This window comes from Streptomyces sp. NPDC057565 (assembly GCF_042801455.1).
GTDB lineage: Bacteria > Actinomycetota > Actinomycetes > Streptomycetales > Streptomycetaceae > Streptomyces > Streptomyces yanii.
In genome coordinates, this window is the sequence record NZ_JBHVFU010000003.1 from 24448 (window position 1) to 37559 (window position 13112).

Genomic DNA, 13112 nt, shown 5'->3' on the forward strand with positions numbered 1-13112 from the left:
GGCGGACGAGGTGCGGATCGCCGTACCGCGATTCACCCTACGTACAAACGTTTCAGGTCATCGAGCAGTTGCCCGCACTCGGCGTACGGGCCGCCCGCGGCCCTGACGTGCCGCACCGGCGGCACGCACAGCCGCGCACTCACGCCGGCGGCGGTGGGACCGTGACCGGCGGCGGGGGCAGCACAGGGCGCCGCAGGTGCGCCCGGACGCCCAGCAGCACCGCCACGGCTGCGACCAGCACGACACCCAGGAGGGTCAGCAGCCAGGCCGGGACGCCGGCCACGGTCAGCAGTTCGTTCCGGTAGGTCATGGTCCGGTACGGGGTGTCGGCGGCGCTCGCCCGCAGCTCGTGATCCCCGTCGATCCGCTCCGGGTGCGGGAACGACTGCTCGATGGCGGTGACGAACACGGAATTTTTGCCCGCCAGCTCCCGGATCGCCCCCGTAGCCGTGAAGCTCGTCGCAGAGGGTGTCGAACCAGTCGGGTCGACCTTTCCCGCGTACGTCACGCGCGGCGCCTCCCCGCCGATCGGGCCGGCCGGCTCCATCCGGTGGGCGGCCAGCACGTACAGCCCCAGCGACTGCGGTGTCGCGGCGAGCTTCGACAGCCGCATCGGGTAGACGAGCCGGTCGCTCGCGAAGCTCAGCCGCAGCGGGTCGAGCTCGCCCAGCAGGAGCGCACCCTTCTCCCTGGGGGCGAGGCGGACGGCCACGTACTCCCACCTCCGGTCGACGTACGGCTGCAGCGCGGTCGCCAGCCGGTCGGGCAGCTCGAAACCGTTCTGCCGCAGCCAGGTCTGGAGCGCCTCGGGGTCGGTCGCCGTCAGCCGCGCCACATCGAACGGGCCGAGCCGCTCCCGCCCGACAACGCCCACCGGCGGTGCGCCGGCCGCGGACGGCGGTGCTGCGGCGTCCACCCCACTCCCGGAGCCGGCGAACGGCCAGTCCCCGGAGCGTGGCCAGAAATAGTGCCGGGTCGCGAGGACCGGCGCGGTGAGGGTTTCCAGCTCCGAGAAGAGCGCCCGATCACCCAGTTCGACGGAGGCGCGGTGCGGTACGGGCATGATCCAGGCCGCCTCCGGGGCGTCCCCGCGCACCGTCAGCTGCATGACGATCTGCTCGGTGCGGCCGTCCCAGCCGACCACCGATGTCTCCCGGTCCACGGTGACGTGCGCGTCCCTGCCGGGGACCATCGCCCCGCAGCCGCATGCGTACGCCGGGCTGATCAATGATCCGAGCTGCAGCGAGACCAGCATCAGCAGCAGCGACAGGGCGCGGATTCCCCACGAACCCCGCTTCCCCCATGGGCTTCGCTTTCCCCGCACCCGCCGCATGAACCGCGTTCCCCCCGTGCCCGTTGAGCCCCGCCGCGACCGCCCGATCGGTCGATCAGGGGGACAGACGTCGGAGCGAACGATCCGGTTCCGGCCAACTGTGTCCGGGCTCGACCAGGCTCTCCGGCGTTCTCTCGAACAAGGGCGGGATGACAGTCAGGCGAAGAAGGGGTTGATTGTGTCTACCTCATAGCGCAATGCGAAGGTTTCACAGCACGTCCCGCGTCGAGGGACGGCGGATGGACGGTGGGAGGGTCGGCGCAGCGTGGCGAATGCGGAGCACAGTGTGCGCGGAAGCGCGGTGACCGGGGCGAGGACCGGGGCTGCCCGGGCCGTGCTCTGGCTGGTCGTCGCAGTGCTGGCGGGGCGGCAGATGGCGGTGGTGCTTCGGCAGCCACCCGGTGAACGGCTCACCGACCTGGAGACCTGGATCGGCGAGAACGGCGTACTGCACGTGGCGGGCTCGCTGTACGACACCGACCGGTTCACCGGCACCCCCTTCGCCGGACTGGTGCTGAAGCCACTGACCCGTACGGCCGAACAGAGCCTCGGCGTCGCCTGGACCTTCGGTTCGCTGCTGCTCGTCGCCGTCCTCGGCATCGTCGCGGCGCGCGCCCTGCCGGGGCCCGTCTCCCGCCGCACCTCGCTGCTGGCCGCCCCCGTCGCGATCAGCCTGCTCATGCTGTCCCTTCCGGTCCGCAACGCCCTCCACCTCGGCCAGACCAGCATTCTGCCGGTCCTGCTGGTGCTTCTGGGCTGCTTTGTGGCCCGGGGGGAACGGGCATCCGGTGTACTGATCGGGATCGCCGCCGCGCTCCAGCCGACCATGCTGCTCTTCGCCGCCCTGTTCTGGCTCACCGGACGCCGCCGGGCCGCCGTGACGGGCGGCGGCGCGTTCGCCGCGTGCACCGCCCTGGCCTGGGCCGCGATGCCGCACGACTCGGTCACGTACTGGGTGCACCATGTCGCGGGAGCCGGGCTCGGAGACGGCGCGGACAGCCTCGCCAACCAGTCCCTGCACGGCGCGCTGCTCCGCTTCGGCCTTGCGGGCCCGCTCGAGATCGTGCTGTTCCTGCTGCTGGCCGCCGCCGTCTGCCACGTCGGGCTGCGCCGCGCCATACGCTACGCGCAGGACGGCCAGTTGCTCCTCGCCGTCGCCGTGACCGGCTGCGTCGCCGTCGCCGTCTCGCCGACCGCCTGGCAGCACCAGCTGCTGTGGGTGCTTCTCGCCGTCGTCGGCCGGGCCGGTACCCGCGCCTCCGAGCGGCTGGTGTGGCCGGCTGTCGTGGTGCTCGTGCTCACCCTGCCCGGGAAGGTACTGCTGCCGAACATCCCGGTCGCCTACCCGGTACGGGACAACGTGCTGCTCCTGGCGGCGCTCGGCGCGGCCTGCGCCGCACCGTTCCTGCCGCGCACCTCGCCGTACTGGCAGCACCCGGTCCCCACGGACTACGCGGCCCCGGTTCCGGCACGCTGGAGCCGCGTACCGTTGCTGCCGTTCTGGCGGCGGGTGCTCAGCCGCCCCAATCTGCTGCTCGAACTTCTGCTGATCCGGGTCGTCTACTCCGCGTACGGACAGGTCAGGCTCGCGGCCACGGCCGGCCGCGCCACCGCCGAGGAGCACGGACGGCAGATCCACTCGCTCGAACAGTGGCTGCACATCGACATCGAGCACCGGGCCAACCACGCGGTCGTCCACATCGGCTGGCTCCGGGACTTCTTCGACTACTACTACTCGACGTTCCACTTCATCGTGCCGCTGACGATCCTGGGTGTGCTGTACGTACGCCGCCCCGCGGACTACCGCTGGGCCCGATCCACCCTCGGCTTCGCCACCCTGGTCGCACTCCTCGGCTTCTGGCTCTACCCGCTGGCCCCGCCGCGGCTGATGCCGGGGCTCGGCTTCATCGACACGGTCCACGGCGTCCAGGACTTCGCGAAGCCCGACTACGGGACGCTGACCTCGGTGACCAACCAGTACGCGGCGATGCCCTCGCTGCACTTCGGCTGGTCGCTCTGGTGCGGCATCATGATCGTGATGCTGGCCCCGAAGGCGTGGATGAAGGCGCTCGGGCTGCTGCACCCGCTGTTCACGGTCTCCGCGATCGTCGCCACGGCCAACCACTGGGTGCTCGACGCGGTGGGCGGGGCGCTGGTCATCGGGACCGGATTCCTGCTGACATACGTCCTGGCGGGGCCGCGGAGACTGCAACCCGTGGCAGGGGCGACGGACGGGGCGGACGGCACGACATCCGCGGAACACGTGCCGGAGGAGACCGGCGAGGCGGTGGGCGGCAAATGCTGACCGGGTCGCACCCGGTCCTGCTTCGCCAGGGGTCGGACGGTCGGCGGTTGTGGGCCGAGGCCTTTGTCAGCCGAGGCCCTGGTACGACGCCGTCACGCGTTCCTCGGCGACGTCGAGGGCACGTCGCACCGCCCCCAGGGCGACCGCCCGCTCGCCCGACACAGAGGCGTCCACGGCGACCGGTACCAGGGTGTGCGACCGCAGATGCCTGCGCACGGGGTCGAGGAGGACGTCCCCGGCCCGTGACACCCCGCCGCCGATGACGATCCGGCCGGGATCGAGCACCAGCACCAGTGCGGCCAGCCCTCGGGCGAAGCGGGCGGCCACCCGGTCCACCACGCCGACGGCCGCCGGGTCTCCCGCCCGGGCCGCCGTGAAGAGCGGTGCGATGTCGTGGGCGTCACCGACCGCCACACCCGCCTCCAGGGCCAGCCGGTGAATCGCCTCGGCGCCGACGAGCTGCTCGAACGGTCCCATGCCGTCGGCCGGACGCGGTCCCGGAGGGGCGTCCGGATCGCGCACCAGGTCGATGAAGCCCAGCTCACCGGCCGCAGCCGAATTGCCCCGGTAGGGCCTGCCGTTGATGACGATGCCGGTGCCGATCCGGCGGCCCCACTGGACGAAGACCAGGCAGTCGGTGCCCGCACGCGCACCTGCGCCGGTATCGGCCGCCGCGCCGCGTCGGCGTTCCGAGAGCACGGCGAGATTCACGTCGTTGTCGATGGTCACGGGGCAGTGCAGCCACTCGCGCAGCAGCGACACCGCCGGCAGCCCGGCCCAGTCGGGGATGCTGGGGGCCAGCAGCACCTCGCCGCGTTCGCGGTCGACGATGCCGGGGGTGCCCGCACTCACGGCCCACAGGTCCGACAGAGGTACCCCCGCCTCGGCCGCTGCCGCGGTCAGTGCGCTCCGTACCGTGGCGAAGAGCCGGGGCCCGGCCGCGCCCCGGTCCACGGACGCGCGATGGGAGGCCAGCACCTGGCCCGCCAGGTCCGCGATCATCACCAGCACCTTGTGGGGGCCGATGTCGATTCCGGCGACGTACCCCGACTCGGCGCGGAACCTGGCGTACTGGGCCGGTCGGCCGAGCTGCGGGGACCCGGCGGCCGCGGTGAACTCCACCAGGCCGCAGTCCCTCAGCTCGGTCAGCGCCCTCGTCACCGCGGGCCGCGAAAGGCCGGTGAGCGAGGCGAGGTCGGTGACGCGGGCGGTCGGCGCGTCGCCCTCCCGCAGTGCGGCCAGGACCGCGGCGACATTCATCCGGCGAAGGACGTGCGGACCGGTGGCCGCGGCTCTCCCGACTGGCATATGCGTCAACTCCCTTGCACCACCGTGCTGTCGGCACTGTATCCAGCAAGCCGGGAAGCCGGGCCGTCCGTCCTCTTGACGGCCGCACGGCACCCAACTCATATTAACGAATGCTCCGTTACTAAGTCTGATGAGCACCGGTACACGTCCCGGCAACTCCCGCATCCCTTCACCGGACGAGGTCACCCTTGAGAAGCCTCAGATCCTGGGCCGTCGCCTGCACGGCTGCCCTCGCTGTCGTCGCCACGGTCCTGAGCGCCTCCGTCGCCACTGCGGAAAACGGGCCGCCATCGGCCCCTCGTGGCACGCCGGCCTTCGCCCCCGAACCGGCCGAGGAGGCGCTGGCCCGCCTGCTGCCGCACCATGTCTCGCAGTTCGACCTGGTGCCGGTGAACCGCCCCGCCTCCGGCGACTACTTCACCGTGTCCGGCACCACCGGCAAGGTGCGCATCCAGGGCACCACCCCCGCCGTGCTGCTCAGCGGCGTCAACTGGTACCTGAAATACACGGCCAAGGTGGACATCGGCTGGCCCGGTGACAGCACGTCAAGGCTGCCGAAGAAGCTCCCCGCGCCCACCGGGACCATCCGCCAGGACGCCTCGGTGCCGCACCGGTTCGCCCTGAACGACACGGACGACGGTTACTCCGGTGCGTACCGTGACTGGGCCTCCTACGAGAAGCAGATCGACGTCCTGGCCCTGCACGGCGTCAACGAGGTCTTCGTGCAGATGGGCGCGGACGCCGTGTACTACGACACCTTCCAGGAGTTCGGGTACACGAAGGAGCAGCTGAAGTCCTGGATACCGGGCCCGGCGCACCAGCCGTGGTGGCTGATGCAGAACATGTCCGGCTTCGGCGGGCCGGTCACGGACCGGCTGCTGGCGCAGCGCGCACAGCTCGGCCGCAAGATCGCGGACCGGCTGCGCCGGCTCGGGATGACACCCGTCCTGCCCGGCTACTACGGCACGGTCCCGCCCGGGTTCACGGACAGGAACCCCACCGGCCCCGTGGTTCCGCAGGGCGGATGGGTCGGCTTCGAACGGCCGGACTGGCTGGACCCGCGCAGCGAGATGTATCCCAAGGTCGCCGAGGCGTTCTACCGTCATCAGCGCACGATGTTCGGTGACTCCACCCTGTACAAGATGGATCTGCTGCACGAGGGCGGCAAGCCCGGCAACGTGCCCATCGGGGACGCCGCCAGGGCCGTCATGAACGCCCTGCAGGTGGCGCACCCGGGCGCCACCTGGGTCCTGCTCGGCTGGCAGAGCAATCCCTCCACTCAGCTCATCGACGCGGTCGACCGGAGCAAGCTGTTCATCGTGGACGGACTGGCCGACCGCTACAACGGGCTCGACCGCGAAGCCGCCTGGCACGGAACCCCCTACGCCTTCGGCACCATCCCCAATTTCGGCGGGCACACCACCATGGGTGCCAACACCGCCGTCTGGACCGCGCGGTTCCACGAGTGGCGCACCAAGCCGAACAGCGCGCTCCGGGGGATCGCCTACCTCCCGGAAGGTACCGGCGGCAACCCCGTTGCCTACGAGCTGTTCACCGAGCTCGCCTGGCACGCGGGCCCGGTGGACCGGACGGCCTGGTTCGCCGACTACGCGGAGCGTCGCTACGGCGGCGCCGACCCGCACGCCGCCAAGGCATGGGAACTGCTGCGTACCGGCCCCTACAGCACCCCGTCCGGCAGCTGGAGCGAGTCCCAGGACAGTCTCTTCACCGCACGCCCCTCACTGACCGCCGGTACCGCGGCCAGCTGGAGCCCCTCGTCCATGCGGTATGACGCGTCGACGGTGCAGCGGGCGCTCACGGAGCTCCTGCAGGTTGCCCCGGAGCTGCGGAAGTCCGATGCGTACCGCTTCGATGTGGTGGATGTGGCCCGGCAGGCCCTGGCCAACCGCAGCCGCACGCTGTTGCCGCAGATCAGGGCGGCGTACCAGGGGAAGAACCTCACCCTGTACCGGCAGCGGGTCACCGAGTGGAAGCAGGACCTCGCCCTGCTGGACCGGCTGCTGGCCACCGACAGCCGGTTCATGCTGGGGCCCTGGCTGCAGGACGCCAGGTCCTGGGGACGCACCGACGCGGAGCGGGCCGCCGCGGAATTCGACGCCCGCTCGATCCTCACCACCTGGGGTGACCGGTCCGGCAGCGAATCCGGCGGGCTGCGCGACTACGCGAACCGCGAATGGTCGGGACTGGTCTCCGACTTCTACGCGAAGCGCTGGACGGTGTACCTCGACTCCCTGGACACGGCCCTGGTCACAGGACAGCCGCCGGCCGCGATCGACTGGTTCGCGCGGGACAACGCCTGGAACCTGGAGCGCACGAGCTACCCGGTGCGGCCCGAGGGCGACCCGGTGCAGCTGGCCGACACCGTACGCACAGCCCTTCCGGCACCCGTCGTACCGGGCCCGATCACCGGCATCGGCGGCAGGTGCGTCGCTCCGGAAGGCGGCTCCTCCGTCGACGGAACCGCCCTGCAGCTCTCGGCCTGCGACGGCACCCCCGCCCAGACCTGGACCGTGCCGGGCGACGGCACGCTCGTCGCGTACGGCAAGTGCATGGATGTCCGCAACGGCTCGACGGCCGACGGCACCGCCGTCCAGCTCTACCAGTGCAACGGCACCCCGGCCCAGTCGTGGACCCCGTTGCCCGACGGCACGCTGCGCAACGTCAAATCGGCGCTGTGCCTGCACGCCGAGGGCGGTGCCACGGACGGCGCGCGTCTGCTGATCCGGACCTGTGGAACCGCCTCCGAACAGCAGTGGAAACTCCCCGGGTAGCCGGAGCCCGGTCCCTGAGGGCCGAAGGGGTGCCGGGACGAACCGCATCGTCCCGGCACCCCTTCGGCGTGGATCGCCGCGTCTTCCAGCATCCGCCTGTCCGGGGCGGCCCGCCACTCGAACGGCTCAGGGGCGGGACGGTGCAAGCGCCCAGGCGGCCAGCGACAGCGTGGCCATGGACACGACCGTGGACGCCACCACGGAGTTGCGGGCGAGGCTGGTGTCCAGACCGTACTGGCGGGCGTAGATGAAGGCGTTCTGGGCCGTCGGGAGCGCGGAGCAGAGGACCACGGCGAGTAGCTGGTGGTCCGGCAGGTGCAGCAGCGGGCCGCCGACCAGGAAGGCGATCAGGGGCTGGACCAGCGTCTTCAGCACGACCGCCAGGCCCACCTCCGTACGTCCTGCGGGCACCGTCGTCGCGGTCGTTGCCGGATCCGGGCGGCCGTGCAGGGACAGGCCGAGGGTGATCAGGGCGGTGGGCACGGCGGCCGCGCCGAGCAGATCACAGGAGTGTTCGAGGGCGTGCGGCAGCCGCACCCCGAGCGCGGAGACGGCGACGCCGAGCATCGAGGCCATGATGATCGGATTGCGTACGGGCATGGTCACCATCCGTCGCAGCGCGACACCTTTTCCGGAGCCCGCCCCCGTACCCGTGTCCAGCAGCGTCAGGATCACGGGGGAGACCAGCAGCACCTGGAAGAGGATGATCTGGGCGACGAACGACGCGTCACCGAGCACCTGGACCGCCACCGGGATGCCCAGATTGGCGGAGTTGACGTAGCCGGACGCCATGCTGCTGATCGCCTGGTCGGCCGTCTTGCGGCCGAAGAAGCGCCGGGCGAGCAGGAATCCGAGGGCGGACACGAGTGCCGTGCCCGTCCCGAAGGCCACCATCGAGGAGTTGGCGAAGGCGTCCAGTCGCGCACCGGAGACCATCGTGAACAGCGCCGCCGGCATGGCCACATGGAAGACGAACCGGCCGAGCACGGCCTCCGCCTGCTCACCGAGCAGACCGCTGCGGCCGACCGTGTAGCCGATCGCGGTGAGTGTCCAGATCGGAGCGAAGGCGGAGAGCAGGGCATGCATGGACGCCATGATCCTCGGACGGCTGTCCAGTGCCTGTGCCGGGGTGCGGAGGCCGGAAGGGGACGGGGCGCGGACGGGTGGCAGGGGCCGGGGCGTGGGAGGGACGGCCCCCGCCGTCCGGGAAGCCGCGAGCCGGTCAGCCGCCGACGGCGGTACTGACCCGGAGCTGCTTGATTCCGTTCAGCCAGGCGGAGCGCAGCCGCCGTGGGTCCTCGACCAGCCGCAGATCGGGCAGCACGTCCGCGATCGCGTTGAAGATCAGGTCGATCTCCATGACGGCGAGGGACTTGCCGAGGCAGAAGTGCGGCCCGCCGCCACCGAATCCGAGATGGGGGTTGGGGTCCCGGGAGATGTCGAAGAGTTCCGGGCTCTCGAAGACCTCGGGGTCGTTGTTGGCGGAGGAGTAGAACAGCCCGACCCGTTCGCCCTTCTTGATCTGCTGCCCGCCCAGTTCGACGTCCTGGGTGGCGGTCCGCTGGAAGGAGACCACGGGGGTGGCCCAGCGGACGATCTCCTCGGCGGCGGTCTCCGGGCGCTCGCGCTTGTAGCGCTCCCACTCCTCGGGGTGGGTGAGGAAGGCGTGCATGCCGTGGCTGATGGCGTTTCGGGTGGTCTCGTTGCCGGCGACGGCGAGGAGGATCACAAAGAATCCGAACTCGTCCGAGGAGAGGTTGCCTTCGCCCTCCGCGGCGACCAACTGGCTGACGATGTCCTTGGCGGGGCACTCCTTGCGTGCCGCCGCCAGGTTCATCGCGTACGAGACGATCTCCATGGCCGCCTCGGCGCCGACCTCTTCGGTGATCGCGTACTCGGGATCGTCGTACGCCGCCATCTTGTTGGACCAGTCGAAGATCTTGGACCGGTCCTCCTGCGGTACACCGATGAGCTCGGCGATGGCCTGGAGCGGCAGTTCGACGGCGATGTGGGTGACGAAGTCGAACGAGCCGTCGTCGGCGGCGGCGGAGGCGAGGGCCGTCTCGACGATCGACCGGGCGCGGCTGCGCAGGGCCTGTTCCAGGGAGCGGATGGCGCGGGGGGTGAAGCCGCGCTGGACGATCTGGCGGACCCGGGTGTGCTCGGGCGGGTCCATGTTCAGCATGATCAGCTTCTGGACGTCGATCTGGTCGCGGCTGATCGTCTCGTTGAAACGGATGACCGCGGTGTTGGTATGGGAGGAGAACAGTTCAGGGTGTGTGGAGACGTACTTGACGTCCACATGCCGGGTAACCACCCAGTAGCCCTCGTCGTCGAAACCGGAGATACCGGCCGGCTGGGTGCACCACCAGACCGGCGCGGTCTCCCGCATCCGGGCGAACTCCGGGTGCGGGATGCGGGCTTGGAGCAGGTCGGGATCGGTGAAGTCGAACCCTTCGGGCAGATGGGGGCAGGGCATCGGCAACTCCAGGTCGGTCCGAGGGGCGCCCGAACATTGCCTGACGACCCATCAGAAGGTGCCCGCAAGGTAGTAACGAGTTCTACAACTGGCAAGAGTCGCGGCCCGATCTGTTGCGCGAGGGGGCGTGTACGGGCTTCGAGGTGCGCCCATTGTGCGCGCAAGGTATGTGCACGGCTCTTGCGTACCGGGGGTAAGCCTCATAAGACTGCTGGCAGAACTAGAACGCGTACTAGTTCCTTCCGCGGGCGCCGGGACGCCCCCTGCGGAAGCGCGAGGAGAGGACGAGCTCATGGCCGCGGAACCCGTCATCGTCGAAGCCGTACGCACCCCCATCGGCAAGCGCGGAGGCGCGCTCGCCAATCTGCACCCCGCCTATCTGCTGGGCGAGACCTACCGTGAACTTCTCGGCCGCACCGGCATCCACGCCGACTGCGTGGAACAGATCGTCGGCGGTACGGTCACCCACGCCGGCGAACAGTCCATGAACCCGGCCCGCAACGCCTGGCTCACCGTGGGACTTCCGTACGAGACCGCCGCCACCACCGTGGACTGCCAGTGCGGATCCTCGCAGCAGGCCTCCCACATGGTCGCCAACATGGTCGCGGCCGGAGTCATCGACGTCGGTATCAGCTGTGGTGTCGAGGCGATGTCGCGCGTGCCGCTGGGCAGCGGCTCCAAGCACGGCCCGGGGAAGCCCTGGCCGGACGAGTGGAACGTCGACCTGCCCAATCAGTTCGAGGCCGCCGAGCGCATCGCCCGTAAGCGGGGCCTGACGCGGGAGAACGTCGACTCGCTCGGGCTGATCTCGCAGGAGCGGGCGGCCGTGGCCTGGGCCGAGGAGCGGTTCAAACGGGAGACGTACGCGGTCCAGGTGCCGACCACCGAGGAGGAACAGGCGGCCGGGCAGGGCATGTGGCGCCTCGTCGACCGGGACGAGGGGCTGCGGGACACCACGATGGAGGGGCTCGCCCGGCTCAAGCCGGTCATGCCCACCGCGATCCACACCGCGGGCAACGCCTCGCAGATATCCGACGGCGCCTGCGCGGTCATGTGGGCGTCCAAGCGGATGGCGCGGGCACTGAAGCTCAAGCCGCGCGCCCGGATCGTCGCCCAGGCGCTCGTCGGTTCCGACCCGCATTTCCACCTCGACGGGCCGATCGACGCGACCCGCGCGGTGCTGGGCAAGGCCGGGATGTCGCTCAAGGACATCGACCTCGTCGAGATCAACGAGGCGTTCGCGTCGGTGGTGCTGAGCTGGGCCCAGGTCTTCGAGCGGGACCTCGACGGGCTCGCGAAGGTCAATGTCAACGGTGGCGCCATCGCACTCGGCCACCCGGTGGGCGCCACCGGGGCCCGGCTCATCACCACGGCGCTGCATGAACTGGAGCGTAGCGACAAGGAGTTCGCGCTCATCACGATGTGTGCGGGCGGAGCGCTGGCCACCGGAACGATCATCCAGCGGCTGTGAGGAATTCCCCCGGCCGGGGGGTGGTGTCAGGTGCACCCCGGCCGGGGGTCCATGCCGCTGTCGGTGCCGCTCACGGATGCATAGCGTCACGGCCATGGAGAACAACAACAGCAAGACGTGCAGCAATACCCCTTCTTCCGGGGGAGGTCGGCGTGGTGCCCGGCGAGGACTGGCGGTCGCCGTGGTCATCGCCCTCGCCGCCCTCGGCTCCGCGCCCGCCGTGGCCCAGCAGGCCGGACCGGCGGACGGGGGATCCCGCGCCGCCCCCACCACCGGACGGGGCACGCTCCTCGCCGTCACGCCCGTCGCCACGCTCGACCGGACCGACATCGGCGCCTTCCTCGCCTCGGCAGGCATGGACACGGGCACCGTCCGCTACGGCGTACACGCCTACCGCCTCACGTACCGCACGCTCACCCCGCAGGGCGAACCCACCACCGCCACCGGTCTGTTCGTCCTCCCCAGGGGTGGCGCCGACCGCCTGGATCTGGTCTCCGACACCCACGGCACGATGGTCCACCGCGACTACGCGCCCTCCGTCGGCGAGGACTTCGGTCGGTTCGCCCCGTACCTGCACGCCTCCGCCGGCCGCGCCGTCGCCGCCCCCGACTACCTCGGCCTCGGTATGGGGCCGGGCCCGCACCCGTACATGGACACCGCGTCCTCCGTCACCGCCTCCCTCGACATGCTGCGCGCGTCCCGCACCGCGGCGCGGGAGCTGGGGCGCCCCCTCACCGGCGAGGTGTACGCCAGCGGTTTCTCCCAGGGCGGCCAGGTCGCGGCGGCTCTGGCCAAGGCCCTCGACAGCGGCGCGGACCGGCACTTCAGGCTGCGGGCGCTGGCACCGGTCTCGGGGCCGTACGACCTCCGGGGCGCGGAGACGCCCGCCATGTTCGACGGCCGGATCAACGACATCAGCGCCGTCTTCTACATGTCGTACTTCCTTACCGCGCAGAACCGGCTGCACCCGCTCTACAAGGGCCCCTCGGAGTTCTTCCGCGAGCCGTACGCGGACATCGTCGAAAGCCTCTTCGACACCCATCACTTTGAGGAGGACATCATCCCGGCGCTGCCCGGCACGCTGAAGGAACTCCTCACCGACGAGGCCTATCAGGACCTGCAGCATCCGGCGGGTGTGCTGCGCGACGTACTGAACGCCCAGGACGGTCAGTGCGACTGGAAGCCCGAGGCGCCCGTGCGGCTCTACTCGTCAGCCGGCGACCGGGACGTGGCGATCGCCAACTCCCGCAACTGCGCAGCTGATTTCGCCGCGCACGGCACGCGAGTTCCGGTCATCGACCAGGGGACGACCGATCACAACGGGACCTTCATGAAGTCCGGCCCGCAGATCGTCCGCTGGTTCGACAAGGTCGCCGCAGCGGGACGGCGTCACCGCTGATCGGACCGGGCCGGACCCGGAGCCG

8 protein-coding genes are annotated in these 13112 nt (G+C 70.6%); 4 read left to right on the plus strand and 4 right to left on the minus strand.

From position 1 onward, the window contains the following. Positions 1-139 precede the first annotated feature (139 nt). Positions 140-1255 carry a DUF2330 domain-containing protein gene (locus ACFU8W_RS07400; protein ID WP_384034243.1) on the minus strand — a complete coding sequence of 372 codons (1116 nt, stop codon included), beginning with the start codon at positions 1253-1255 and terminating at the stop codon, positions 140-142. 412 nt (positions 1256-1667) lie between these two features. On the opposite strand from ACFU8W_RS07400, the gene ACFU8W_RS07405 reads away from it, so the two are divergent. Then, positions 1668-3638, plus strand: a complete 1971-nt coding sequence (locus tag ACFU8W_RS07405) for a bifunctional glycosyltransferase 87/phosphatase PAP2 family protein (RefSeq protein ID WP_384034246.1) — start codon at positions 1668-1670, stop codon at positions 3636-3638. 66 nt (positions 3639-3704) lie between these two features. On the opposite strand, the gene ACFU8W_RS07410 is transcribed toward ACFU8W_RS07405, so the two are convergent. Continuing rightward, positions 3705-4946 (minus strand): ROK family transcriptional regulator, encoded by a 1242-nt coding sequence (locus tag ACFU8W_RS07410; protein WP_384033121.1) that lies wholly within the window; start codon positions 4944-4946, stop codon positions 3705-3707. Positions 4947-5134: 188 nt separating this feature from the next. Between ACFU8W_RS07410 and ACFU8W_RS07415 the strand changes: the two genes are divergently transcribed. Further along, positions 5135-7738, plus strand: coding sequence for an alpha-N-acetylglucosaminidase TIM-barrel domain-containing protein (locus ACFU8W_RS07415; protein WP_384033124.1), 2604 nt, complete (start codon positions 5135-5137; stop codon positions 7736-7738). A gap of 126 nt (positions 7739-7864) precedes the next feature. Here ACFU8W_RS07415 and ACFU8W_RS07420 read toward each other — a convergent pair whose 3' ends face one another. Continuing rightward, positions 7865-8824, minus strand: a complete 960-nt coding sequence (locus tag ACFU8W_RS07420) for an AEC family transporter (protein ID WP_384033127.1) — start codon at positions 8822-8824, stop codon at positions 7865-7867. Positions 8825-8960: 136 nt separating this feature from the next. Further along, the gene (locus ACFU8W_RS07425; protein ID WP_384033130.1) at positions 8961-10217 is read right to left on the minus strand and encodes a cytochrome P450; all 1257 of its coding nucleotides are present in this window, start codon (positions 10215-10217) and stop codon (positions 8961-8963) included. A 292-nt stretch (positions 10218-10509) separates the two neighbouring features. Between ACFU8W_RS07425 and ACFU8W_RS07430 the strand changes: the two genes are divergently transcribed. Further along, positions 10510-11688 carry a steroid 3-ketoacyl-CoA thiolase gene (locus tag ACFU8W_RS07430; protein ID WP_384033133.1) on the plus strand — a complete coding sequence of 393 codons (1179 nt, stop codon included), beginning with the start codon at positions 10510-10512 and terminating at the stop codon, positions 11686-11688. Positions 11689-11782: 94 nt separating this feature from the next. Beyond that, the gene (locus ACFU8W_RS07435; protein ID WP_384033136.1) at positions 11783-13087 is read left to right on the plus strand and encodes an alpha/beta hydrolase; all 1305 of its coding nucleotides are present in this window, start codon (positions 11783-11785) and stop codon (positions 13085-13087) included. The last annotated feature ends 25 nt before the right edge of the window (positions 13088-13112 follow it).